This is a genomic window from Bradyrhizobium sp. LjRoot220 (assembly GCF_964252915.1).
GTDB lineage: Bacteria > Pseudomonadota > Alphaproteobacteria > Rhizobiales > Xanthobacteraceae > Bradyrhizobium.
In genome coordinates this window covers 16,586-40,746 of sequence record NZ_CAXUPS020000016.1, presented here as the reverse complement: position 1 = coordinate 40,746, position 24,161 = coordinate 16,586, and the positions used below count along the sequence as shown (strand labels likewise).

22 protein-coding genes and 1 pseudogene are annotated in these 24,161 nt (G+C 59.6%); 16 read left to right on the top strand and 7 right to left on the bottom strand.

The annotated features are described in order from the left end of the window. Nucleotides 1–57: 57 nt before the first annotated feature. On the bottom strand, nt 58–996 hold the full coding sequence (locus tag ACSQ84_RS34935) for a LysR family transcriptional regulator (RefSeq protein WP_436216300.1): 939 nt from the start codon (nt 994–996) through the stop codon (nt 58–60). A 109-nt stretch (nt 997–1,105) separates the two neighbouring features. Between ACSQ84_RS34935 and ACSQ84_RS34930 the strand changes: the two genes are divergently transcribed. The 8 genes and pseudogenes from ACSQ84_RS34930 to ACSQ84_RS34895 all read left to right on the top strand — a co-directional run bounded on the left by ACSQ84_RS34930 (nt 1,106) and on the right by ACSQ84_RS34895 (nt 9,773). After that, nucleotides 1,106–2,167, top strand: a complete 1,062-nt coding sequence (locus ACSQ84_RS34930) for an LLM class flavin-dependent oxidoreductase (RefSeq protein ID WP_436216299.1) — start codon at nt 1,106–1,108, stop codon at nt 2,165–2,167. A gap of 81 nt (nt 2,168–2,248) precedes the next feature. Then, on the top strand, nt 2,249–2,863 hold the full coding sequence (locus tag ACSQ84_RS34925; protein WP_436216298.1) for an NADPH-dependent FMN reductase: 615 nt from the start codon (nt 2,249–2,251) through the stop codon (nt 2,861–2,863). Nucleotides 2,864–2,906: 43 nt separating this feature from the next. Continuing rightward, complete coding sequence (locus ACSQ84_RS34920) at nt 2,907–3,686, top strand: alpha/beta fold hydrolase (RefSeq protein ID WP_436216297.1); 780 nt, start codon at nt 2,907–2,909, stop codon at nt 3,684–3,686. 56 nt (nt 3,687–3,742) lie between these two features. Then, the gene (locus ACSQ84_RS34915; RefSeq protein WP_436216296.1) at nt 3,743–4,705 is read left to right on the top strand and encodes a Bug family tripartite tricarboxylate transporter substrate binding protein; all 963 of its coding nucleotides are present in this window, start codon (nt 3,743–3,745) and stop codon (nt 4,703–4,705) included. Nucleotides 4,706–4,789: 84 nt separating this feature from the next. Continuing rightward, entirely contained in the window at nt 4,790–6,472 is a 1,683-nt protein-coding gene (locus ACSQ84_RS34910) for an FAD-dependent oxidoreductase (protein ID WP_436216361.1), read from the top strand. 36 nt (nt 6,473–6,508) lie between these two features. Beyond that, nucleotides 6,509–7,372: pseudogene (locus ACSQ84_RS34905) on the top strand (intradiol ring-cleavage dioxygenase). Nucleotides 7,373–7,389: 17 nt separating this feature from the next. Continuing rightward, nucleotides 7,390–8,496: a maleylacetate reductase gene (locus tag ACSQ84_RS34900; RefSeq protein WP_436216295.1), complete on the top strand. Its 1,107-nt coding sequence runs from the start codon at nt 7,390–7,392 to the stop codon at nt 8,494–8,496. Nucleotides 8,497–8,828: 332 nt separating this feature from the next. Next, entirely contained in the window at nt 8,829–9,773 is a 945-nt protein-coding gene (locus ACSQ84_RS34895) for a Bug family tripartite tricarboxylate transporter substrate binding protein (protein WP_436216294.1), read from the top strand. Nucleotides 9,774–10,507: 734 nt separating this feature from the next. Here the strand turns inward: ACSQ84_RS34895 and ACSQ84_RS34890 are convergent. The 3 genes from ACSQ84_RS34890 to ACSQ84_RS34880 all read right to left on the bottom strand — a co-directional run bounded on the left by ACSQ84_RS34890 (nt 10,508) and on the right by ACSQ84_RS34880 (nt 14,230). Next, nucleotides 10,508–11,587 (bottom strand): AI-2E family transporter, encoded by a 1,080-nt coding sequence (locus tag ACSQ84_RS34890; RefSeq protein ID WP_436216293.1) that lies wholly within the window; start codon nt 11,585–11,587, stop codon nt 10,508–10,510. A gap of 105 nt (nt 11,588–11,692) precedes the next feature. Next, the gene (locus ACSQ84_RS34885) at nt 11,693–12,517 is read right to left on the bottom strand and encodes an LssY C-terminal domain-containing protein (RefSeq protein WP_436216292.1); all 825 of its coding nucleotides are present in this window, start codon (nt 12,515–12,517) and stop codon (nt 11,693–11,695) included. A gap of 153 nt (nt 12,518–12,670) precedes the next feature. Continuing rightward, nucleotides 12,671–14,230, bottom strand: a complete 1,560-nt coding sequence (locus tag ACSQ84_RS34880; RefSeq protein WP_436216291.1) for a Do family serine endopeptidase — start codon at nt 14,228–14,230, stop codon at nt 12,671–12,673. A gap of 285 nt (nt 14,231–14,515) precedes the next feature. On the opposite strand from ACSQ84_RS34880, the gene ACSQ84_RS34875 reads away from it, so the two are divergent. Then, nucleotides 14,516–14,986, top strand: coding sequence for a hypothetical protein (locus ACSQ84_RS34875; protein ID WP_436216290.1), 471 nt, complete (start codon nt 14,516–14,518; stop codon nt 14,984–14,986). Nucleotides 14,987–15,078: 92 nt separating this feature from the next. On the opposite strand, the gene ACSQ84_RS34870 is transcribed toward ACSQ84_RS34875, so the two are convergent. Next, the gene (locus ACSQ84_RS34870; RefSeq protein ID WP_436216289.1) at nt 15,079–15,438 is read right to left on the bottom strand and encodes a hypothetical protein; all 360 of its coding nucleotides are present in this window, start codon (nt 15,436–15,438) and stop codon (nt 15,079–15,081) included. Nucleotides 15,439–15,756: 318 nt separating this feature from the next. Then, nucleotides 15,757–16,971: a cation:proton antiporter gene (locus tag ACSQ84_RS34865; protein WP_436216288.1), complete on the bottom strand. Its 1,215-nt coding sequence runs from the start codon at nt 16,969–16,971 to the stop codon at nt 15,757–15,759. A 526-nt stretch (nt 16,972–17,497) separates the two neighbouring features. Between ACSQ84_RS34865 and ACSQ84_RS34860 the strand changes: the two genes are divergently transcribed. From ACSQ84_RS34860 to ACSQ84_RS34840, 5 genes are all read left to right on the top strand, one after another. Next, the gene (locus ACSQ84_RS34860; RefSeq protein ID WP_436216287.1) at nt 17,498–17,797 is read left to right on the top strand and encodes a DUF3551 domain-containing protein; all 300 of its coding nucleotides are present in this window, start codon (nt 17,498–17,500) and stop codon (nt 17,795–17,797) included. 260 nt (nt 17,798–18,057) lie between these two features. Continuing rightward, nucleotides 18,058–18,873, top strand: coding sequence for a hypothetical protein (locus tag ACSQ84_RS34855; protein ID WP_436216360.1), 816 nt, complete (start codon nt 18,058–18,060; stop codon nt 18,871–18,873). After that, complete coding sequence (locus ACSQ84_RS34850; protein ID WP_436216286.1) at nt 18,864–19,196, top strand: phospholipase D-like domain-containing protein; 333 nt, start codon at nt 18,864–18,866, stop codon at nt 19,194–19,196. Before ACSQ84_RS34855 ends, ACSQ84_RS34850 begins: the two co-directional genes overlap by 10 nt. Before the next feature lie 13 nt (nt 19,197–19,209). Continuing rightward, on the top strand, nt 19,210–19,728 hold the full coding sequence (locus ACSQ84_RS34845; RefSeq protein ID WP_436216359.1) for a phospholipase D-like domain-containing protein: 519 nt from the start codon (nt 19,210–19,212) through the stop codon (nt 19,726–19,728). A 304-nt stretch (nt 19,729–20,032) separates the two neighbouring features. Beyond that, nucleotides 20,033–20,449 carry a response regulator gene (locus tag ACSQ84_RS34840; protein ID WP_436216285.1) on the top strand — a complete coding sequence of 139 codons (417 nt, stop codon included), beginning with the start codon at nt 20,033–20,035 and terminating at the stop codon, nt 20,447–20,449. A gap of 12 nt (nt 20,450–20,461) precedes the next feature. Here the strand turns inward: ACSQ84_RS34840 and ACSQ84_RS34835 are convergent, their stop codons facing one another. After that, nucleotides 20,462–22,402: an MASE1 domain-containing protein gene (locus ACSQ84_RS34835; protein ID WP_436216284.1), complete on the bottom strand. Its 1,941-nt coding sequence runs from the start codon at nt 22,400–22,402 to the stop codon at nt 20,462–20,464. Between the two features lie 506 nt (nt 22,403–22,908). Between ACSQ84_RS34835 and ACSQ84_RS34830 the strand changes: the two genes are divergently transcribed. Together ACSQ84_RS34830 and ACSQ84_RS34825 are read left to right on the top strand one after the other, a co-directional pair. Beyond that, nucleotides 22,909–23,622, top strand: a complete 714-nt coding sequence (locus tag ACSQ84_RS34830; protein ID WP_436216283.1) for a Bax inhibitor-1/YccA family protein — start codon at nt 22,909–22,911, stop codon at nt 23,620–23,622. A 55-nt stretch (nt 23,623–23,677) separates the two neighbouring features. Then, nucleotides 23,678–24,154 carry a DUF992 domain-containing protein gene (locus tag ACSQ84_RS34825; RefSeq protein WP_436216282.1) on the top strand — a complete coding sequence of 159 codons (477 nt, stop codon included), beginning with the start codon at nt 23,678–23,680 and terminating at the stop codon, nt 24,152–24,154. Nucleotides 24,155–24,161 lie beyond the last annotated feature (7 nt).

Sequence of the window (24,161 nt, the reverse complement as noted above, 5' to 3'; positions counted from 1 at the left end):
GAGGAAGCCGCCGGTCAAGAGACAGGGGGAGCGCGAGGTCGATTCTGGCACTGCTCCCTAACCAACCCTCATTTGTGCAGCCGGAGTCCGGTCAACCTCGGAAGCAACGTCGGTTAATATCTCGCGCAACCACGCCAGTGCGGGATCCATGTGAAACGATGCCGGCCATTGCAGGGCCTCCCGAAATGCAGGGATGCGGACCGGCGCGCGAAGCAGCTTCAACGGAAAGTTTCGCGCAAAGATCGCAGCTAACCGATGATGCATCGTTGCGATACGGTTTGTCCCGATCACCATGGCGGCCATCGCGGTAAAGTTCGGGGCAATGAGCTCGATACGACGCCTGTAACCGAGCTGGACGAGCGCCCGTTCATCAAAAGATGCCCCGCCCATTAGCCCGAGTTGCGCGGTTATATGTCCGGCTTGAAGATACCGCCGGAGCGAGATCGAGCGACCAATCTCGCGGTTTCCTCGCCAGGCGACGCAGCAGAATTCGTCCGCAAACAAATGTTGGCTGGGATGGCCGTCAATGAGATTGGACGCAGGAACTATCACAAAATCGACCTCTCCTCGCTGAAGCTGCTCGTCGACCCGGTCACTAAAAGGAAGAATCTCAAGGCAAACGCCCGGAGCATCCCGATAGACGCGCTTCATCACGGCATGCATCAATACGATGCTCGCATAATCGGAAACGACCAGCCGAAAACGCCGCTCTGAATTCGCCGGGTCGAATTTCGGAGGCGAGATCAAATTGGTCCGGATGCGCAGCAATATGTCCCGCGTCGGCTTTTCCAGCGATTGCGCCAACGGCGTTGGCACGAGCTTTCGCTGCGAAATCGTGAAAATCTCGTCATTGAAATACTGACGCAATCTTCCGATGGCGGCGCTCATCGCCGGCTGACTGAGATGAAGGCGCCGACTGGCCCCCATGACACTGCGCTCTTCAAGGATCGCATCAAGAGCGACCAGGAGATTGAGATCAAGGCCTTCGAACCGCATCGGCTGACATCCATATTGTAAATATCACGGATCATTATAATCGATTTTTCAAATTCCAAAAACCCGGGTAATCGAGAATCTGCCGCCAAGCCGCCAACCAAGAACGGTCATGCCGGAGGAGGAACGCACTTTGATCAAGCCATGGATTTTCGAGTTCATGCAGGCCCCGCATCCGGGCGATGGGGAGCCCCTGCCCGGCACTGTGACCGCCGTGTTCAATGAAGGTTTCGCATTCTGGCTAGAAGCCGAGCGGCTGGGATTCGAAGGAATATTCTTCAGCGAACATCACTTCGGTCATTCATTGAGCCCCTCCCCCAACCTCCTGATCGCAGCCATTTCCCGCCATACCAGCCGGCTGCGCCTGGGGACGATGGGAAACGTCGTGCCGCTCTATGAGCCGTGGCGCATCATCGAAGAGCTGACGATGCTCGACCATCTGACAAATGGCCGCCTCGAGATCGGCTTTGCCGCCGGCGTGCCCCAGGAATTGCAGCGGATAGGCCTCGGAATGGAGGAGACCCGTGAGCGGTTCAACGAGGCTCTGGAAATACTTGATGCGGCCCTGATCAATCCCGTCGTCAGCCACAGCGGAAAGTATTGGAAGTTCGAAAACCTCAGCCTGATGCCGGGCGTCTTCCTGCAGCCCGCGCCGCCGAAATGGACAACTGTCGTAAGCACCGGGTCCGCGCAGAAATCGGCCCAAAGACGATCCAGGATTTGCACCGGCTTCGAATCGGTCTCTCGCATATCGGAAATCTTCGACGTGTATCGAAGTGAATGTGCGCGACTGGGACTGCCGGCAGGCCCGGATCAGCTCGCCATCCGGCGCAATATCTCCATTTCACGTGATGCAGCCGAGGCGCGAGAAGAAGCCAAGGCCGCGAAGGAAGCTACCCTGAAGGTCGTGGCTGGCGATCCCCGCGTCGTCAAGCACGCCCACTCAACGCTCGATGCGCCGAGAGCTGGAGCCGGATTTTCCTTGCATGACGACGACTATATCGCCGGCACGCCGGCGCAAGTCGCCGAACAAGTCATTGATCAATGCCGCAAAACCGGTTCGGGCCATTTCCTCGCGATGCTGGGCAGGAGCATTTCGCCGCGTCGCCGCGAATCGCTCGCCCTGTTCGGCGAGGAGGTACTTCCCCAGATGCGCCGCGCACAGATTGGTTGACCGGTCCGACCGATCGAGCGGGCATCCATCGGCTGCACGCGCGCAGCAACTGCGGTACCACCGACTGGCATGGAGCAGAGGATGATGCAGAATAGACCTCTCATTGTCGGGATTGGCGGCACGCCGCGGCGCGGGTCGTCATCCGAACGCGCGCTCTCGATCAGCCTCAAGGCGGCGGAAGATAAAGGCGCCAGGACAATTCTCCTGTCCGGCGCAGAGCTGCTTCTGCCGATGTATATGCCAGGGCAGCAACAATCCGACCAGGCTTCACGTCTGCTGGCCGCGCTTCGTGAATGCCACGGCATCATCATCTCGTCCCCTGCTTACCACGGATCAATATCCGGCTTGATCAAGAACGCGCTCGACTACGCCGAAGAACTCAGGGCAGACGCGCGCGCGTACCTTGACGGAATTCCAGTCGGCTGCATCGCATGTGCCGGCGGGTGGCAGGCAGTCGGGCAGACATTAGCTGCACTGCGGACGATTGCTCACTCGCTCAGGGGCTGGCCCACGCCGTTTGGCGCTGTCTTGAACACGTCCACGGCCCTATTCGACGCCGAAGGCAATTGTACCGATGTGGCAACCCAACGTCAGCTCGAGACGGTGGGGCACCAGGTGATCGACTTCGTGCGCACGCAACGTCTTGGCAGGCAGAGAGCACAATCCATCCCGACAGACGCGATGGTCGAACCATAGTCCCGGCGCACCGGGCAAGCACGAACTCGGCAAGGAGTTTGACGTGACATTCGAAACGACAAGACTCGAAATAGATGGCGTCGACACGGTGACAAAGGTGATCGGAAAGGGCCCTTCTGTGCTGGCGCTCCACGGCGCAGCAACGATCGAGGGCCATGAATGGGCGCGGGAATTGGCCGACAGGTTTCGGGTCTATCTGCCGTTTCATCCCGACTTCGGCGAAAGTGGACCTGCGCCGCATATCTGCGGAATGCAGGATTTGATCGTTCATAACCTGCGGCTGATCGCAGCCCTGGGTCTGGATCGACCGCACCTCGTGGGACATTCCATGGGCGGGTGGATGGCGGCGGAAATGGCCGCAGTCGCCGGTGAACGTTTTGCTCGTCTGGTGCTCAATGCGCCTGCCGGGCTCAACCACCCTGATCATCGCGGCGCCGATCCCACCAAAATCGCCCCGCAAGATTTGCCACAGTACCTGGCCCATCGCACGGAAGTCGCGGCCCGGTACTTTCCTGGAGGTTCGCTTGCTCCTCCGACAGAGCAATTCATTGCGACAAGGGAAAGGGAAAGCCACGCGCTGCGCAACATTCAGAAAGCCCACGGCATGGGACACCCGAATCTCCGCCGATGGCTGAGCCGGGTACCCAACGAAACGCTCATCCTGTGGGGCGACAAGGACAGGGTGGCACTTGCCAGCCAGGCTGAGCTCTGGGCGAGAGAGATTCCGAAAGCCCGCATCCATATCGTGCCCGGTGTCGGGCACCTCGCCATGCAGGAAGACCCGAGCTGTGTCACGACGATTGGCGATTTCCTCGCGGGTTGAGCGCAAGTTTGCTCGAGCCGCTTTCTTATACTTCCAATAATACAAGGGAGACAAACATGAGGGCCATTGCAATCGCGTTCGCTTTCGTCGCGGGCATGATATCTCCATCGCTGGCACAAACGTGGCCCACCCATTCCATTCGACTCGTCGTCAATTTCCCTCCGGGAGGGGCCGCCGACCTGCTTGCACGCCTGATAGGTCAATCCCTCAGTGAAACTTTTGGTCAGCCGGTGGTCGTCGAGAACAAGGGCGGCGCAAACGGAAATATCGGCGGAGAAATGGTGGCCCGATCCGCGCCCGATGGCTACACCTTGCTGATGTCGTCGGGCGGAATGGTTGCCATCAATCCACATCTGTATGCCAGCATGGCCTTCGACCCGGTAAAGGATCTCGTTCCCGTGGCTTCCGTCGCGCGTGTCCCCTTCTATCTCGTCGTTCGCACGGAAAATCCGGCGCCGGATCTCAAGGCATTTGTCGCCGACCTCAGGGCCAACCCGGGAAAACGCAATTTCGGATCGCCCGGCATCGGCAGCTCTCCGCATCTGGCCACGGAATTGCTCAAGAAGATGACGGGCACGGACGCCGTACACGTGCCCTATCGTGGCGCAGCACCAGCGCTCAACGACCTGATTGCCGGACAGATCGACTTCCTGTTCGACCCCGGCATCGCCATTGAGCATGTGAAAGCAGGTAAGCTACGCGCCCTTGCGATTGGAAGCCCGCAGCGCTCGCCTCAACTTCCCAACGTGCCGACGTTGGAGGAACTCGGCCTTGCAGGCTTTGACGCGGACGCTGTTTTCGGCGTCTACGCGCCTGCCGGAACGCCGGCCGATATCATTGCACGCTTGAATGCCGAGATTAACCGGGCGCTCGCGACGGCTGCACTCACCGAGCGCATTGCGGCAGTCGGTAACGTCCCTGCGGCGATGTCTCCCGATGCGTTCAGGGAAAGGTCTCGCAAGGATTCCGAACGGTTCGGCGCAATCATCCGGGAACGGGGAATTGTGGCCGGCAACTAATGCCGGAAGTTTGAACCCTACGGACAGGACACAAGCGTGGAAGCTACGCTGCAAGCAGCCGATTCCGCAGAGAAAGAGCGGCAAATGCCCACACCTCCAAGCGACTGCTCGGTGCTGATCGTCGGCGGCGGCCCATGCGGCCTCATGCTCGCCAACGAGCTGGGCCGGCGCGGCGTGACCGCCGTTCTCGTGGATCAGAAGGCGACCACTGCCTTCAATCCGCAAGCCAACGCAACGCAAGCCCGCACCATGGAGCATTTCCGGCGGCTGGGGTTCGCACATGAAATTCGCGCCTTGGGCCTGCCGCCCGACTTTCCGACCGACATCGCCTATTTCACCCGTTACGCAAAGCACGAACTCGCGCGCTTCAAGCTGCCCTCTGCGCGCGAAGCGGTCGATCGCGTGAAGCAGCTCTCGGGATCGTGGAGCGCTGCCGAGCTCCCCCATCGCGTGTCCCAGAAATTCGTCGAACAGGTACTGAGGCGGCATGCCGAAGCCCTGCCCGAGGTGTCGGTTCATTATGGCTGGCGGCTTACCGGTTTCAGGGAGACGTCTCAGGGCGTCGAAGCCGAGATCGAACAGGTGAGCGACGGCAAGGCACATCGCATCCGTTCTGCGTTCCTTGTCGGAGCCGACGGCCCGCGCAGCACGGTGCGTCAGGCGCTCGGTTTCCAGTACACCGGTGAGGAAGGCGCCGTGCGCGACTTCTTCGGTGGTCGTATGTTTGCGATCTACCTGCGCGCGCCGGAATTCTACCACGCTGTGCCACATCCGCCCGCCTGGATGAACGTCACCTTCAATCATGAACGTCGGGCCTTCATGGCGGCGGTCGACGGCAAGGGCGAGTTTGCCTTCCACACCCAATTGCGTCCCCACGAGGTCGAAGGCGAGATCACGCGGGAACGCGCGCTCGCGATGTTTCAGGAAGCCGTTGGCGCGCCGATCCAGGCCAAAATCCTGTCGCGCGGCACCTGGATAGCCGGCTATGCGTTGGTGGCTGACCGATTCCGGCGCGGCCGCGTATTCATCGCCGGCGATGCCGCGCATCTGTTCACCCCTGCCGGCGGACTTGGCTACAACACCGCCATCGAGGACGCAGTAAATCTTGGCTGGAAACTCGCAGCCACCATCCGCGGGAGCGGCGGTCCTGCCCTGCTCTCCAGCTACGAGGCCGAGCGGCAGCCGAACGCCAGACGCAACACGGCCTACGCGCGGCAGTTTGCCGACTCGCTGGGAACGTTCGTGCCGGTCTCGGAGATCGAGGACGAGACACCCGACGGTGCGGAAGCACGCCGCCTGGCCGGCACCTACCTCGAGGCGCACGGCAAGGCCGAATTCAATATCCCCGGAATCACCTTCGGCGCGCGATACTACACCTCGCCCATCACGGTTTCGGACGGAACGGAGCCGCCGCCCGATGCGGCCAATCTGTATGTTCCCTCAGCCTGCCCCGGCGGACGCGCACCGCACCTGTGGCTATCTCCGGAGCAATCCCTCTACGACATTTTCGGCTTTGGATGGACGCTGCTGCGGCTTTCTGACCGCGCCGACGGGCGACAGATAGCGGCGGCAGCCAGTGCCTTGGGGCTCGACATGAAAGTTGTCGACCTCCAGTCGGCTGAGGCGCGCGATCTCTATCAGGCCGACCTCGTCCTGATCAGGCCTGATCAAATCGTCGCATGGCGCGGCAACAGCGATGAAACTGCGACGGATATCCTCCGGCGCGTTCTCGGCCGGGAACACCTGAGTTGCCAACAACCGTCGTGAAGCGGGCGACGCATAGCGAAAAGACGTGGGGACCCAATGAGGAATTTCAACGAAACCACCATCACCGGCGCCGTGATCGAGCGCATCAAGGACGCCCCCGATGCGTGAGTCAAAGAGATCAGCGCTTCGCTGATCCGCCATCTCCATGATTTCGTGCGTGACGTGCGCCTGACCGAAGGAGAGTGGTCTTACGCGATTGATTTCTTGACACGCACCGGCAAAACCTGTGACGGAAATCGCCAGGAATTCATCCTGCTCTCCGACACGCTCGGCGTGTCGATGCTGGTCGACGCCATCAATCACGCCTCTCCAGGCGCCACGGAAACCACCGTGCTCGGCCCCTTCTATGTCGAGAATCCCCCGGAATACCAGTCAGGCGCCGACATCAGTGGGACGCTGGAAGGCGATCCTCTCTATGCCCAGGGACGGGTGACGTCCACCGGAGGTGCTCCACTGGCGAACGCCGTCGTCGACGTGTGGCACTCCGACAAGGAGGGTTATTATGATGTGCAGCACCTTGAGCAGACCGAAGGCCTCGCCGGCCGAGCGCGCCTGCGCACCGACGCCGACGGGGTTTACCGCTTTTGGTCGATCAAGCCGGCGGCCTATCCGATCCCCTACGATGGCCCGGTCGGCGAGATGCTCACGGCTCAAGCGCGCCATCCCTGGCGGCCGGCGCATGTGCACTTCATGATCGAAGCGCCCGATCATGAGAAGCTCACCACTCACGTCTTCGTCAATGGCGACCGATATCTTGATTCTGACGCCGTCTTCGGGGTCAAGGATTCGCTTATCGCAGATTTCGTCCGCCATGAAGCAGGCAAAGCGCCGGACGGACGCATACTGGATGTCCCCTTCTTCACATTGGCGTATGATTTCGTACTGCGGCAAAGAGCATGATGGCCTGACTCGGCGACATGAACCCGCCCAGAGACGGAGAGCTGATCGTCATGCAGTCATTTGTCTATAACGCCTTACCCGGTCGGGTCATCTTCGGCCAAGGCACGGTCTCGGCCCTGAAATCCGAGATGGAGCGTGCCGGCTGCACGCGCGCGCTGCTGCTCAGCACCCCGGAACAGGCTGCGGCGCTGAAGGACATCGCCGCTTCCATCGGGGCGCTGGCGGCAGGCATCTTCACCGATGCCGCCATGCACACCCCCACCGATGTCACTGATCGAGCACTACGAGCGGCAAGGGATTGCGCGGCCGACTGCACCATCGCCTTTGGCGGAGGCTCCTCGACCGGGCTCGGCAAAGCCATCGCGCTCCGCACGGATCTGACCCAGATCGTTATCCCAACCACCTATGCCGGTTCGGAAATGACTCCGATCATCGGCGAGACCGAAGGCGGCAGAAAGGTCACGCGGCGCACGCTGAAGGTGCTTCCGGAGATCGTCATCTATGACGTCGATTTCACTCTCACCTTGCCGCCGCGATTGACCGTCACGTCGGGCACCAATGCCATTGCGCACGCGGTGGAAGCGCTGTACGCGCAGGACCGCAATCCAGTCATCTCGATGATGGCCGAGCAGGCGATATCAGCGATGGGGCGCGCGCTGCCTGCAATCGTCGCCCATCCCCAGGACCGGGAGGCGCGTGCGGAGGCGCTCTACGGCGCGTGGCTGTGCGGAATCTGTCTTGGATCGGTCGGTATGGCATTGCACCACAAGCTTTGTCACGTGGTGGGGGGATCCTTCAACCTGCCGCACGCGGACACGCACACGGTCATTCTGCCTTACGCCATGGCCTACAATGCAAAGGCAGCGCCGGAGGCTGACCAGGTGGTTGCTCGCGCCCTCGGCGGCCGTAGCGGGACACAGGCCCTCGTCGATCTGGCAAGGAAGCTCGAGAGTCCCACCAGTCTCAAATCGATTGGAATGGAAGAGCGCGACATCGAACGGGCGGCCGATCTCGCCGTGCAGAGCCCATACTGGAATCCGCGCCCGATCGATCGGAGCGCCATCCGCGATCTTGTCGCTAGTGCCTGGGCGGGTGATATTGAACGTTACATGTCAGGCCCATGAACCACGAGTGGCGTGCGGTCGCAGCGGCGAGTAGAAGCCCCACCGTCACCGCAAGATCGTCTGACCGATCGCCGCGCGGGGCGCAAAAGCTGTTGGCCTACCGCAAGGTCCCGTCATTTCCCGCAATATTATTGCATTGCCGCAACCTCGCAGACCCAAAGGACCACGGGACGGGTACGAAATTCTGCCTGTCATTGACATGGTTACGTCTGGCAAAATATCCTTCGGAACCCGCGGTCGATCCTCAGGCTGACCGGCTTTCTTGCTGCAATACCACTCGTCAGAGATCGGAGAACAAAATGCCCTCCCGTATTCTAGCAAGATTCGCCGTGGTGGCTGTGACGCTCGGCTTACTCACCGGCGCTGCCAAGGCGCAAGAAAAGTGGCCATCGAGGCCCGTGACGGTCATCGTGCCGTTCGCCGCCGGTGGCAACACGGACGTCATGGCGCGCATTTTTGCAGAGCAACTGACGAAGCGGCTCGGCCAGCAGTTCATCGTCGAGAACAAGGCCGGTGCGGGCGGGGTCAACGGCCTGCACGCGATGACGCGCGCGGAGCCGGACGGCTACACCATTGCGGTGGCGACCTCCGGTGGAATCGCCATCAATCCGATACTGATCAAGGACAAGATCCCCTACAACGTCGAGAAAGACTTTACCTACCTCTATGGCATGGCAGCACAGCCGAACATCTGGCTCGTCAATCCGTCCGTGCCGGCCAACACCATGGCGGAGCTGATCGCCTGGCTGAAGGCGAACCCGGAGACGCCGTATGCGACATCCGGCCCCGGCACGACGCAACATATCTGCGGCGCGATGCTGGAGGACGCCGCCGGGCTCAAGATGACGGCCGTCTCCTACCGCGCATCTAACATCAGCATCCAGGATCTGATTGGTGGTCAGATCAAACTGGCCTGCGACAACTTCGCCGTGGCATACGAGCAGGTGAAAGGCGGCAAGCTGCGTGCCATCTCGATCACCTCGCCTGGGCCCTACCCGCTCGCCAAGGAGATCGAGCCGACAGCCGCGACCCTGCCGGGCTTCGAACTGATGCCGGCATTCGGCTGGGTCGGCCCCGCCAACATGCCGCCCGACATCGTGAAGAAGCTCATTGAAGAGCTTGTCGCGGTCGGCAAGATCCCTGAAGTCCGCACCGCACTCGAAAAGTTTGGTGTACTCCAGACCGAACTGCCGGGTCCGGCCTACGCCGAGGCGCTCGCCAAGGAGCGTGCAGGGTACGCACGTGTGATCGAGCGTGCCGGGATCAAGGTGCAGTGAGTCGCCGGACAACCGCAGATTTGGGGGCGGAGCGCGCTTGGGCGGGAATGGAGTTGCTTACATAGCGAACTCAGCCGCTTGATGCTGGCTGGCGACGCAGTGCTGATCGCACCTGTCTCCGGGGAAACTTCCCTGCAAACGAAGAAATTGGCGATCTCGGCGGCTGGGAGACTGGTCCACTGGCCAGGGAACGCTGTAGTGCAGCATCTTTCCAGGCAATTCCCCGCGCCAACTAACAGGGAATTTCACTTGGTGAACAGCGTATTGCTGCGGACATAACAGGAAGCCCGAAGGCGGCCTCGGCAGTCCCGGAGCCGCCGCCGCCAGTACGCCTGCAAGGCAGCCGCAAGCGCATTCGATCATTGCACCGTAGCATACTCCGAAGGAGCTGTTCGATATCGCCAGCACGGTACGGGTACGCATCCATTCTTTCGGGTGCTAACGACCGCAGACGGCGCAGCCATTCTGACGGCCCACGCTCCAATACTAGGTCCATGTACCAAATAATTAGGCTATCCACTCCGCGGGGCCCTTCGCCGAGGCGACAAGCAGGGCCTGGGCAGCATTTTTTCTGATTTTGTCGTCTTGGCGCCGACATTTGGTCCATCTTCTTCAAACAGGTCGGCTCAAAGCAGAAATTGGCTCGACCTAACGGGTCGTCAGCACCTCGCCAGCAAAGTCAGTCCATTGGCCGCGGGTTAACTTTGCGTGACAACCTGACCACTGGAGGAGGGCTAAGGGCTTTCGCTCTCTTTGGTCCAGACCACGAGAAGTTCCCAGATCACGGCCAGGACTATAGGCCCCAGAAAAAGGCCGGTGATCCCGTAGGAAATGGTACCTCCCAGTACTCCAATCAAAATAATCAACATCGGGGTGTCCAGCCCCCGCGCCATGACAAGCGGGCGAAGAACGTTGTCCAACAGACTAACCGGGATGAAATAGATCGTGACAAGGACGGCCGCCGTCGGATCCATAGTGATCCAACTCCAAATAACGATCGGGAAAAGGATAATCGACGGGCCAAGCTGAATGATTCCACAGATGAGGACCGCTAAAGTGATCAAGCTGGCATTCGGAATTCCAGCAGCGACAAGCCCGAACCCGGCTAAAAGTGCTTGCAATGCTGAGACGCCAATAACACCCCGTGACACAGCCCGGATGGTGGCTCCGGCGATCTGGACGAACTTCTCACCCCGCCCTGAAGCGAGCCTTTGTGAAAACAACGAAATTGCATTGACCAACGATGGCGCCGGCGAGAACAAAAAGCCGGCCAAAACAATTGCAATAAAGAACTTGATGACGCCAACGCCCGCGCCTTCGGCGAATGCAAGCAGGGTGCTGCCGATTGGTTTCAGCACGGGTGCGGTCTTGACTAGCGCGGCCTGAAAGTTGGTCGAAGCCAAATCCCAAAACTGATAAATCGAGCTACCTACAATAGGCCAGCTCTTTACCGCAACTGGTGGCGGAGGCAGTACGAGGCTGGAGAGATCGAGATGCTCCGACATATGTCGGATACTATCGATCAGGCCTAGAGTGAGCCACGTAGCCGGTCCTATCACGATCAGCAGATTGAATAGGGTAAGAACGAGAGCCGCCAGTCGACGGCGTCCACCCAGCCAGCCGGCCATCACGTCATACACGGGATAGAGCGCGACGGTCAGCACGACGCTCCAGACAACCATGGTGATGAATGGACGAATCAGAGTGAACGCAAAAAAGAGCAATAGTCCGAGGACACCAAGCCGGATGACCAGTTCGACCCAGGTTGCCGTGAGCCGGTCGCGACCGACTGGATCATCATCAGCGCTGGACATAACATCCCCTCCCTCTGGAGCCCGGGCCGGCACACTTGTTTGCCGCAATGAACGCATGGGATCGGGGCATGCGGGGTTGCGCCGGATCGAGGGCCATGCACGCCATCATGCGTCGTGGACCACTAAATGCGCCAACGCGATCTCGCCGTCGGTAATGTAGTGGTTGACATGCGCGGTCACGATGCCTTGACCGGACCGGTAAACTTCCACGGCATCGATCATTCGACTTTTCATCAGTTCTGCGACGATATGGTCGCGCTCGGCATTGGTGTCCGAATCTGTGGCATGCGTGATTTGAAACGTCAGCCGGGTTAGCGATAGGCCGATATCTCTGGTACCGGCGCCAACCCACATAACACGCTCGTTGTCCGGTGGCCGGTCGGTATTTAGCCAGAAGTCCGCTGCGCCCCAGGTGGCTTGCGCACGCGTTAGGCTCAAAGCCCAAAATCGTATGTGATGACGCTTCCGCGGGCTGTTATCGATTGCTTTCTGGAATCCGATGTCCTGCCCGCGACCGAAGAGATAGAGAGTGCTAAATGGCGCGGTGGGGTAAGGCGAGTTGAACACGAACGCCCGGATCATGCCCCAGGAGCTTGCCAGTCCCAGTCGATCTGCTTCCGACCAGCCGAGAATTCTGAAGGCCGATCGAAGCTGCTGTAGCGTACCTACAAGGGCGACATTGACGGGATCTCCCGGCAGTCCGTCACCTGTGATGGTGTAGCTCGGTACTCGTTTATGCTGCAGAATTTTGAGACCGAGGCGAATGGCCCGCGGAAGGACAATATAGGCAGCAAATCCGTAAGTAATGCTCAACGCCAAAATCCAGGGCAGCCTGCGGTCCGCGGTTTCAAAGACCACGAAAACAATCAGCCAAACACAAAATACGCCTAAACCAAAAATCGCCAGGCGTTGGAGGAAGCGCATGACCATCTCACGACCTCTTCGTCCGCCAAACCGCGGGATAACGATGTGGAACGTGCCCTATGGTCCTTTCAGTATCAACCGATGTTTCGGGCAGGTTAGAGATTGATGAGAAAGAGTTGGCGGCAACTCGGGAATGAGCCGCCGCCAACCATTGGTCACTTAGCCGTTTGCGACCGGCACGGCGACGTAGTGGGACGCTTCGCCCGAACGAAGGCGCATCAACACGCTGCTCTTCTTGTCTGCGCGAGCAGCATCGAGCGCTTCGCCAATGTCACCGGGATTCGAGACGTTTTTTCCGGCGACTTCCAAGATCACGTCACCCTTCTTAATCCCGCGATCCGCAGCGGCGCTCTTCGGTTCCACCTTCGTGATGACAACGCCTTCCTTGCCGGCACCGTCCATCTTGCCCGCCGGGGCAACCGAAAGGCCCAAACGCGGAACGTCAGTGCCATGGGTCGACCCCTTGCCAGCGGCTTCAGCGTCGATCTTGGCTTGCTGGGCATTTGGCAGCTCACCCAAGGTCAGACTGACAACCTTCTGCCGTCCCTTGTGCAGCACGTCCAGCTTCGCGGTACTGCCCGGCGCAAAGCCACCGATGATGCGGGCCAGTTCCCGGGCATCCTTGACCGGCTGGCCATTTGCCGCGGTAATGACATCGCCCGAGACGAGGCCGGCCTTTGCTGCAGGTCCATCCTTCTGGGGATCGGCAATCAGCGCACCTTCGGCTTTTTTCAGTCCCATGCTGTCGGCGATTTCCTGCGTGACCGGCTGAATCTGAACACCGATCCAGCCGCGGGTGACACTTCCCTTGTCCTTGAGCTGAGCGATCACGCTCTTCACGGTCGCCGCCGGGATCGAGAATGCGATACCGACGCTGCCGCCGGACGGCGAATAGATCGCCGTGTTTACGCCGACCACCTCGCCCTGCATATTGAAGGCCGGCCCACCCGAATTGCCTTTGTTGACGGGAGCATCGATCTGGATGAAATCGTCGTACGGACCGCTACCGATGTCACGGCCGCTGGCCGATACGATTCCGGCCGTTACCGTGCCGCCCAAACCAAACGGATTGCCTACGGCAAGCACCCAGTCACCAACCCTGGCCTTCCCTTCGGAAAGTTTTGTAAACGGGAAGTCCGAGCCCTCGATCTTGATCAAGGCCAGGTCCGTCCGGGGATCGGTCCCGATCACCTTCGCGGCGTAGGTCTTGCCACCATCCGTCGTTACTTCGACCTTTTCGGCGCCTTCAACGACGTGGTTGTTGGTCACGGCATATCCATCGGATGAAATGAAGAATCCGGAGCCCTGGCCCATCTTTTCGCCATCCCGGCCCTTCCCCCCGGGATTTTGCGGTCCCCCATTCGGACCACCGAACTGGCGAAAGAAGCGCTCCATCGGCGAGTCCGACTCGTCCTCGTTCGTGGCTTTCGCGTTGGTGGTCTTGTCCTTCATGGTGACCTTGACCGAAATTACCGATGGCTTCACCCGCTCCACCGTATCGGCAAACCCGACGGGCTGTGCGGCGCCGGCACCAGCATTATTCACGCCGGCGTAAGCCGAACTGCCAAGCATTGGCAGGTGATCGGGCGACAAGCTGATGCCGCACATCACGAGCGCGGCCACCGCTGACGCCATCAATGCAGCCTTTCGCGCCGAAAGCAGGGAGTGCCGCTTCTGCTCCGGATCACGGGAGGCAACAGGACTAAGTCGGTTCGTCATAAGAAATCTCCACAGAGAGGATTTTGGCGAGCGAGTGCCGCCCTTGAGCTTCCGTAGATGCAGGGTCCAGGATTACGCCGCGCTGTCCGGTGAATTAATGTTTCGAAAGAAACGAAGCTAATGGTAAGTCGAATTGCCCGTTGAGCTGCGGGCGGCTATGCTTCAATCCATGCTGCCAAAGCCGCCGGCTGTATGGCACATTCGAGCTTCAGACTGCCGATTTTGCATAGGCTCCCCGCGATCTTTTTCGTAGAGATTGATGGTTCATCAACAGGCCTTCAGACAATGCCCGAAGTCAGCCGTGTGGTCTCGTTAAGCTGTATATCTCTGGCCACGCTCGCGGCCGGCATGCTTGTGCAATGCACGTCCCTGTTTGCCCTCGAACCGCCGAGCAAACCCTTCCTCGACAAGAATAGTTTCTATCTGTCCTCTGCGGGCTTCAAAGTTCATTTCGCCAACGACGCCGCCGGCAAAAGGGCAATGCACGCGCTGCCATCGCATCGCTTCGTGGTTCATAATCTCAGCGGTGGTGACGTCCGATATCTGTATTCCGAGCCGCAGCATTGCGTGTGCGTCTTCATCGGTACCAGGGACGCCTATCAAAACTATCGAGCGATTCTTCGACAGCCCATACAGCAGCCGGATGATGTTGCTGCGGACTACAAATCACAGGTAAGCGCGGTGCTGGATGGCGATCCAGTCGATATGGTCGGCAACCCGCCATATGCCGCCGAGTATTTCCACAATTACTACTGACTGGAGCATCGTGGCTGATCTCACAGCCGGTCCGGCGCGCAGCAGCTATTCACTGCTGCGCTTCTGACGTCCACTCGTACGTATCGCAGCGTCTACGGTGTGGGTACGCAGCGGTTGTAGGGCGCATAGAAATAGTAGCCGTATGGACAACCGACCGGGGCAGGCGCGCCGTAATAGCCCGGCGCGTAATAAGCACCGGCGGCAGCAGCGCCCACTGCGGCGGCGCCGACCGCAGCAGCACCGATGCCCACCGCCACTCCGGGGCGTACACCGCGGTAGACGCCGCCACGGTAAACCCCACCGCGATAGACACCGCCGCGATAAGCACCACCGCGATAATAGGCAGAAGCGTCAGTTGAAACTGTACCAACAAACCCGATGCCGATGATGACTGATGCAGCGAGTGACAGGATGGCTCTACGCGACATGTTGAGTTCCTTTTCTAAGATCAATCAAAAGCACATTCGGCGGACAACGCATTGCAAACCGGCGCTGCGTTGCCGGTGTCGGAGAGTGATCACGCCAAATGCGACATCCGCGTACGCCGCACCCTCGCGAGCAAACAGCCGTCTCAGTCCGGCAGGGTAGTCGGAGCAACACTTGATGACTATGCGGTTTCGGCCTCGGGCGCATTTTCGATTAGAATGTTGATTGTGTCGGTCGGCCGCACACGACGAGTCCACCGAGACATTCGGCGCGGCCAGATTTCGATCAGGCCCGCTCTCGACGCTCCAGGCGTGGACCGCTGCGAACTTCGCTCAATGACCAGGTCACTCCGGGGCAGTTTTGCTGAGACGAGATGCGAACCGCTCCGTCAACACCGGACCAACCACCGATGTAACGAACACAAGCACAAGCACAACGTTGAACATGCGGTCGTCAAGCAGGCGCTGACCGCTCGAATTGAGCGTGTCATGGGCGACCAATGTCGCGGCAAGTGTAGCTGCAACCTGCGGCAGCGTGAGTGACCAAATGTTTAGCCGTTCGTTACGGCTATATCCGAACATGCGGCCGACGACCCATGCGGCTATCCATTTGCCGACGAGCAAAGCTCCGATAATTCCGGCAACGAGGAAGAAATTGTCAAATATCCCATAGACGAACTTGACCGGGTCAATCAGGAAGCCGGTAACCACGAAAAAGATCGGAATGAAGAACGACTTGCTTAGAAACTCAAGCTTGAGGCTGGCCGGCGCCTTTTGTGCAGAGGCATTGATGGCGAGTCCCGCTAGAAACGCTCCGACAATGCCCGGCAATTGGATCGCAGCCGCAAATACGCCCGCGACTGCCATGATGCTCAACATGAGAATGAAATAGGCATCTTCTTCATTTTCCACTCGCTTGAGCACGTAGGCTCCAAAACGACTCAAGCCGAACAAGACCAGCAGGATATAGCCGACAATCTCAACCAGCAGGATCGCGAGCCCTTCCGGCGAGAACCCGGTAGTGTAAATCGAGACGCAAACGGCAAACACCACGAGCGACAGGGTGTCGGACATCACCGTGGCACCGACGGCGACTGTAACTGACTCCGACGTTCCCAGGCCGAGCCCGTTCACGATGGCCAGTCCAAGCAATGTGTGTGAAGCGAGCAGCGAGCCGATCACGATCGCTGGCACCGCGCCATAGCCGAAAGAAAGCCCAACGATGGCACCGAGCAACAGCGGAAACACCGTTGTGGCGATGCCAAAGGTAATCGAGCGGTGACGGGCTCGCCGAAACAAGGCGAGATTGATCTCCAGACCCGCGAAAAACATCAGCAGCAATTTTCCGAGTTCTGCGAGAAAATCCGCGATCGGCCGAACCTTGCCGAAGATGTCGAGAACGTAGGGTCCTACGATAATTCCACCAAGCAGCAACCCCACTGTTGGCGGGATGTGCACCCGGCGGGAAAGCCGAGGGATCACGACAAGCATCACCATCCCCACCGCGAACTTTGCGAGTGGCGGCATGGAGAAAAGGTGATCCCGGAGAGCTTCGATCATTTGCCGAGGGTACCCCGCTCTCGCGCAGCGTCGTCAACGCGAGCGCGGTCGAATTGCCTCAAGCCGGCCAGCATAGCCCGTACAAATCGAAATCTTGCTGGGCCGGAAAGCATCGAGCGCGCACCACCGTCACGATAGGCGCTAAAGCGAAGAAGTTGTTCGAATCGTCGCCTGAACGCTATGCACATTCGGCATTTTGGGACGGTCGAACGAGAATTCATCCGACCGCAGAATAGATATGAGGGCATACTCACGTCTCCCTCCTCCGGGCAACAGGTCATATTGCGGCCGCCGCGATCCCATCCATCCCGACCAAATCACGGGTGCGATCTTCGACGCGGTGGCATGTCAGCAACGTGAGGTTTGGTCATCTCGTTTAGATTGTTGCCGCTCCTCCAAGGATGCCGAATGTGCATAGCGAACATTCGGAGAGTGAATAATCTCCGCCCGGAGAACCAACGCGGTCGAACCACGTCGAGTCCACCGCTTCAAGGAAGCGCGTCGCTCCAGTCATGAAGGTACGGCAATGATCCGACTATCCCTGGCCGTGCTGTTCGCAGCAGGCCTCCTGACGATCAATCACGCTCCGGCCTCTGCCCAGACTGGCATATCGCAATATCCTTTTTGTATGCAGGGACAGGATAATCCCGGCTGGAGCGGATGCTCATTCAACACCCTGGCGGCCTGTCAGGCCTCGGCTTCAGGCCTCGAAGCCGAATGCATTACCAATCCCTGGTATCAGTCTGGCGCTGCTGCCCCACCACCTCCGCAAGGACCGGCGGGCATGGGTGGACCACTTCCGATTGGGCCGCCTCCGCAACAATGAGGCGTGCATCGATAACGATCCTGAGAAGCAATGCCGGCGCTCCGAACGATCGCGACAACCCTGCTCTTCGGATTCTGAACTTCGTCCTCTCGTTGCTCGATCGACCAGAGTTAAAAAGTGCAGGCTTTTTGATACGAACTTTCCAGCGTCCAGAAGGCCGAAATCGCATAGCCTGCAGCGAGCTCTTCGGCCACTCTCTGTCCCATCATCTTTGAAAGCCAGCGCATCCGCTGATGGGTACGGAGTTCATCATGACCAATATGAACAGAACAAGGTGTATGACAATCGCTCTCCTGCTCGCCGGGCTCGTATCGGCGCAGGCCCAAACCGCGCCGGCGACCCAGCACGCCCAGCTCCAGAAGACGATTGGCCAAGCCAAACCTGAGATTGTCCCGTCGCTGATCGTGATGAATGCGCGCGGTGCCAGCCTGCAGGGCGGGCAGCTGGTACTCAACGGGGTGGCGCCGAATTCGATCGTCTTCGCGGACCGGCCGGTGCGCGCGGCCGGTCATTCATTGACGACCGACCTGATGGAGGAATGGTCGAAGAGCAACACCAGCGAACAGAGCTTTGCCAAGGATCCTCCGAACGCAACCGTCTCTGTGTTCAGCAAGGACGGAGCGAAAATCCGCGATGCCGTTGTGGTGTTGAAGACGGCCAAGCTGGAGGGTGACCGACTGACCTTCGACGTCGATGTGCTCGAAGGCGAGTTGACTGGCGGCGATGGGCCAGCTGCGCTCTTCATAGACCGCTTTGGCGGCGGTTTTCATGCCGGCGGGTTCCACGCGGGTGGCTTTCACGCCGGTGGCGTCGGCGGCTTCCACGCTGGCGGTTTCCACGCTGGCGGCGGCTACGTCCACGGGGGCGCTGTTGGCGTAGGCCGCGTCGGCGCAGCCGGAGTCTGGCACCGCCCCTACGTTGCGCGCGGTGCCTACTATCGTGGGGGCTACGGGGCTGCAGCAGTCGGAGCCGCGGCCGTGGGTGGGGCGGCTCTAGGTATGGCGGCCGCCAGCAACTATCCCTACAATGGCTACGGCGCCACCTGCGGCTACTATCCTTATCCACCGTGCTACTGAAGAACGCCGCATGCCATTGGCTTTATATGCGGGTCTCCGGCGCGGCTTGGCGACGCAATGGCAAGAGCGAGAATGCAAAGGCCCGAAACGCCCTCCTCGCCGCTGGGGTCAAGGTCCGCGATAGCAGCGCCGCATTTGCGCTCACGCATCAGAAGTCCATGGTTATCGACGACAGGATAGGTTTCGTGGAATCCCTCAATTGGGAACCACGCGACCTCACCGAAACACGCGATTATGCGGTCACCACGACCAAGAAGAGCGAAGTGAAGGAAATGACTCAGGTGCTTCAACGCCGACTGGGCGCGCAAGCCCTTCAAGCCTGACCGCAACTCACGCCTGCTCTGGTGCCCCAATAACGGACGTGAACGGATCGCGGCCGTCATCGACGAGGCGAAGAAATCGCTCTGGCTTCAAAATGAGCGCTATCAGGACACGGTTATCGTTGAGAGGATCGTTCGTGCCGTGACTCGCGGGGTCCGCGTCAGAATCATGGCGCGCGCGCCCCACAAACTTTCGGGCAAGAAGCTCGCCGAAGGCATTGGCGGCCTACGAATTATGCATGACGTCGGGGCAAAAGTTCATCTGCTAAAGGGCCTGAAGTTGCACGGCAAGATTGTGATCGCGGATGGCACGCGAGCTATTGTCGGATCCATCAACCTCAGTCCGGGCAGCTTCGACTCTAGGCGTGAGCTGGCGATTGAAACCAAATCCAAGCGGGTGTTGAAACGCCTCATCGAGGTATCGCGTCGGGACTGGAAGAACTCGCGAAGGATCGATTTGTCCGATCAAGGGATTCTCGCAGACTTGGAAAAGCACGGTAGCAAGGATGCAAACCTGCTTGCTCTCAGGCCGTAAGACCAGAACGGACCGAGATGAGCCGGCCGAGATGAGGCGGCTGAACAGGCGCTACGCTGGGTACTCTTGACGGCAGCAAGGCGGCCGCACAGGTCTACTTGCTGGGTGCTGCAACAAGATCTAGCCGCCATGCCCTATTTTGCATAGGCGGCCAATCCGATGACAGCTAAACTGCAGATCTGGGAAGGAACGTCACGGTCGCTTGGTAATCGCGGTCTCTTGGTAATCGCGGGACCGCTTGGCCGCACCGCATCTAGAGATGCGATCGGATTGTATCCGGCTTCGTACCACTGAAATGGCGGTCATGACAGCCAGTTCGAGTGCTTATACGCCGCCACCGTCCGGATCGTCGGAACTTAAAGGTGTGCGCATTTTGCTGGTTGAAGATTCCTGGCACGTCGGAAACGCCATCAAGCGCCTGCTGCGTGCGCTGGGCGCGGATGTAGCGGGCCCCGCTGCCGCCATCGCTGACGCCGAGCGCCTGATCGCCGAGTGCAAGCCCGATGTGGCGATCGTAGACATCCACCTGCGAGATGGCGAGCAGGCCAATCCGCTGCTCGACAGACTTCAAGAAGAACGCATCCCGGTTATCGTCATTACGGGATTCACAACCGCTCCCATAAAGCCTGGAGCAGTCGAGGCAGTTCTGCAAAAGCCGGTCAGCGTGGAACGGTTTTTGGCAGTCTTGGGTCCTATCATTGCTAGATTGCCGAATCGATAGGCGTTTCTATTTTCACGCCGAGTATCCCAACTGTCTGTGCGGTATCTCAATTCTACATGACACGCCTTCGGGCTGGAACGACAAGTCGACGGAACCGCCAAGCTCGTGGGGGATCAGTTCGCAAATGAGACTGATTCCGTAGCCGACTTTGCTTGGAGCTGGTGCTAACGGACCACCCGTCTCACGCCACTGGATTGTCAGGCCGATTGTTTCATCTTCGCTGTCGCGGTACTCCCAGCTGACTGACACTCGACCCTCAGGGGTAGATAGTGCACCGTACTTTACGGCGTTGGTCACCAGCTCGTGCAATACCATCCCTACCGCTTCGGTTGCCGCGGCGTTGAGCACGATCTCGGGGCCGCCGGTCGTCGTGTTTGCGTCCGTGGCACAGGCGGCCAACTGATGCCGAACAAGATCTGCAAGGCGAACGCCTCGCCAACTACCGTGGCTTAGCAGTTCATGCGCAACCGCCATGCTCTGGATGCGGCTATCGAGCGCCTGGATGAACTCGTCTATGGTGCCACTGCGCTCGCGCGTATACATGGCGACCACGGCAACGCGCGCGAGCACGTTCTTGACACGATGATCGAGTTCTGCGACCAGCGCGCGCTGGTGCTGTTCAGCCCGCTTCGCTTTCGTGATGTCACGCGTCAGACCCTTGATGTGCAGGCAGTTTCCAGCAGCGTCAAATTCGGCTGTCGCCGTTTCTTCAAGCCACATTTCTCGAGTGTCCGAACCTATCACGCGAAATGTGACGGAATAGGATGGCTGGTCGGGTCGGACACTCCTCATCTGCGCGCAGAAGTGCTCGCGATCTTCGGGATGAATCAGCGCCAGAAATTTAACGGCCGAAAGCGGCGCTCGTGGATGGTATCCGAGGAGACTTGCCGCATTCTCGCTGCGACTTGATAAACCGGTACGCGCGTCCCACTCAAAGGTCATCACGGCCCCCGCCGCGAGGGCCTTTTCCAGGCGCGCAGCACTTTCCCTGAGGGCGGCCTCCTGGCGACGCCGCTCTGCGAATAGCGCGGCGAGAATCAGCGTACAAAGTGACGTTGTCAAAATGCTCGCCTGGGCGCCCAAGATGCGGTCCTCGATCGGGCGGTCTGGGTCACCAAAGAAGCCAATGCCGAACGTGGTTGTCCACACGATCGTCAACGCAATGATGAACGCGGCTCCCGCGGCGAATACCGGCTGGCATCGAGCCGCCAGCCAGAGCAATAGAGGGAATAAAACAACAATCGGCACCACGTTCACGAATGGAACACGCGGCAGAAAGATCACAAGTGTACTGGTCAGCGTAATTGCGAACAGTGCTAGCGCACCTTCCAGTACTTCGTTCTGCGGCGGGTGGTCACGCGCGGCCGCGGCTGCTCCGATTAGCAGCGGCGCTACCGTTAGAATGCCAAGTGCGTCGGATGCGAACCAGTGCTGCCAGATGCTCGCACTCGACGCGGGCGAAAGGTGAAACAACTTGAAGCCTGCAACTCCACCGACTCCCGAGATCGCGCAGCTTACCATTGCTGCAGCCAGCAAGCCCAAAACCGAGCGAAGGCTGTGGAGGGTGAACTCAGGGCCAAAATAGCGCCGGATAAGGCCAGCGGCGAGCATCGCTTCTCCGGCGTTGCACAGGGCGAACGTGACCGCGCCTGCAAGGCTTCGGTCCCCGAGGAGATTGGCGGCGATTGTTGCTGCAGCTGCTCCGATGGCCACCGGCCATTTCGCCCGGTGACCAAGTGAAATCATGGCACCCGCGGCAACGCCGGAGGCTGGCCAGAACACCGCAACGCCATCGGGCTTCGTCAGTAGCGAAAGACTAAGTCTGGCCGCCAGGAAATATATTATGCCGACGACCATGGCGAGCCCGATCGAGTTGATCCACGGCCAGGCCGGATCCGCGATGGTGAGCCGCTCCTTGCGTTCCGGTTTACGAGGAATCGGTTCCCGCGTCATTCGCTACCTGCTCACCGGTCAACATACACTGACGTTCGCCGAAGATATCGGATGTACAAGATCAAATCAGCCAGTTCCAAACGATCGTTTCATCCAGCCGCCGCGGTGGATCGGGTCGTTTGCCGCGACATGTGGACAGCCCGGGCTTCCGTACGCCGCATTTCATCGAGCGCCATAAATTCTCGTGAGCGAGTGACGGTGTCGAGAAGTCAATCGGGAAGAGTATTCCGGCCATTTGCGTGCGCTATGCAATTTCGGCAGCTGATTGATTGGACCTGCGGACTCGTTAGAGCCGATATCGCCGACGGATCGGTTGGCACCCGGCCCAATCACCTTCTGGACGTACCGAAACTGCATAGCGTCGGACAGGATTCCGCTCTATTTTTTATGTCACCGAGGTCGGAATGACTTGGCGAAACGGCTGATATCAGCGCGATAACTAGCTTACACACTAAAGTCGATAGCCTACCTCTGCGTAGCGGCATTTTTTAAGAAAGACACGCCTCATGTCGAACTACGATGAAAATGCAGCTGCGCCCGGTGTGGCAACAAATGCCGCTTCCGCGATAGACCTCGGCCTCCGCGCCTTCATGCTGCGCGTGTACAATTACATGGCCGCCGGCGTTGGTTTGACCGGAATTGCCGCGTTCTTGACCTACCAATTGACCGGCCCCGAACTACTTCAAAGCCCGCTGATGTGGGTGCTGATGCTGGCGCCGCTGGCGCTGGTGTTCTTCATCAGCGCGCGGATCAACACGTTGTCGGCAGCAGCTGCGCGAGGACTGTTCCTGCTTTATGCGGCCCTTGTCGGCGTATCGTTGTCGACCATCTTTCACATTTATACGGAGTCATCGATCACGCGCGTGTTCTTTATCTCGGCGGCGGCCTTCGGCGCGCTCAGCCTTTGGGGTTACACAACACGGCGGGACTTGTCAGGATTTGGCACTTTCCTTTTCATGGGCCTGATCGGCGTCATTATCGCAAGCCTGGTCAATCTATTCCTGCGATCGAGCGGGCTGGATTGGTTGATCTCCATCATCGGAGTCGGCGTCTTCGCGGGCCTGACGGCGTACGATACCCAGCGGATCAAGGGGATGTACGACCGCGGCGATGACGCCACTTCGGCAGGCCGCAAGGCCGTGATGGGCGCGCTGTCGCTCTACATCAACTTCATCAACCTGTTCATGATGCTGCTGCGGCTGATGGGCGGCCGACGCTAGGGAGCGGATCCCCGCACGACAATTCCGACTACCAATCTCTTGAGGGAGAACGAAGATGCTTCGATCCTTGATCCTCGCAGTGGCGCTGTTGACAAGCGCTCAGGCGGCGATGGCGCAGGCTCCCAGGAATTGGACCCAGGTGGGAATGCTGACGTGCAAGCTGAACCCCAGCATTGGCTTCGTGATCTTCGGCCATCAATCGATGGAATGCCGCTTCGTGCAAAACCCGCCTCAGCCGGTACAGCTCTATGAGGGCGCGCTCAATACCGTCGGCGTCGATATCGGCATTTCGGCAGGGGGCGTATTGGGCTGGGCCGTGCTCGCGCCGACCGCCGGTCCCCCGCCGGGGGCGCTTGCCGGCGAATACGTCGGCGCCACCGGCGAAGTCGGAATGGGGCTGGGAGCCGGCGTCAACGTGTTGGTCGGCGGCTCCGGAAGGAGCTTTGCCTTGCAACCGGTCTCCGTCGAGGGATCGGTTGCCCTGAATGTCACGCTGGGCCTTTCATCTCTCCAGTTACGCGCCGCGCGCTGAACTCATT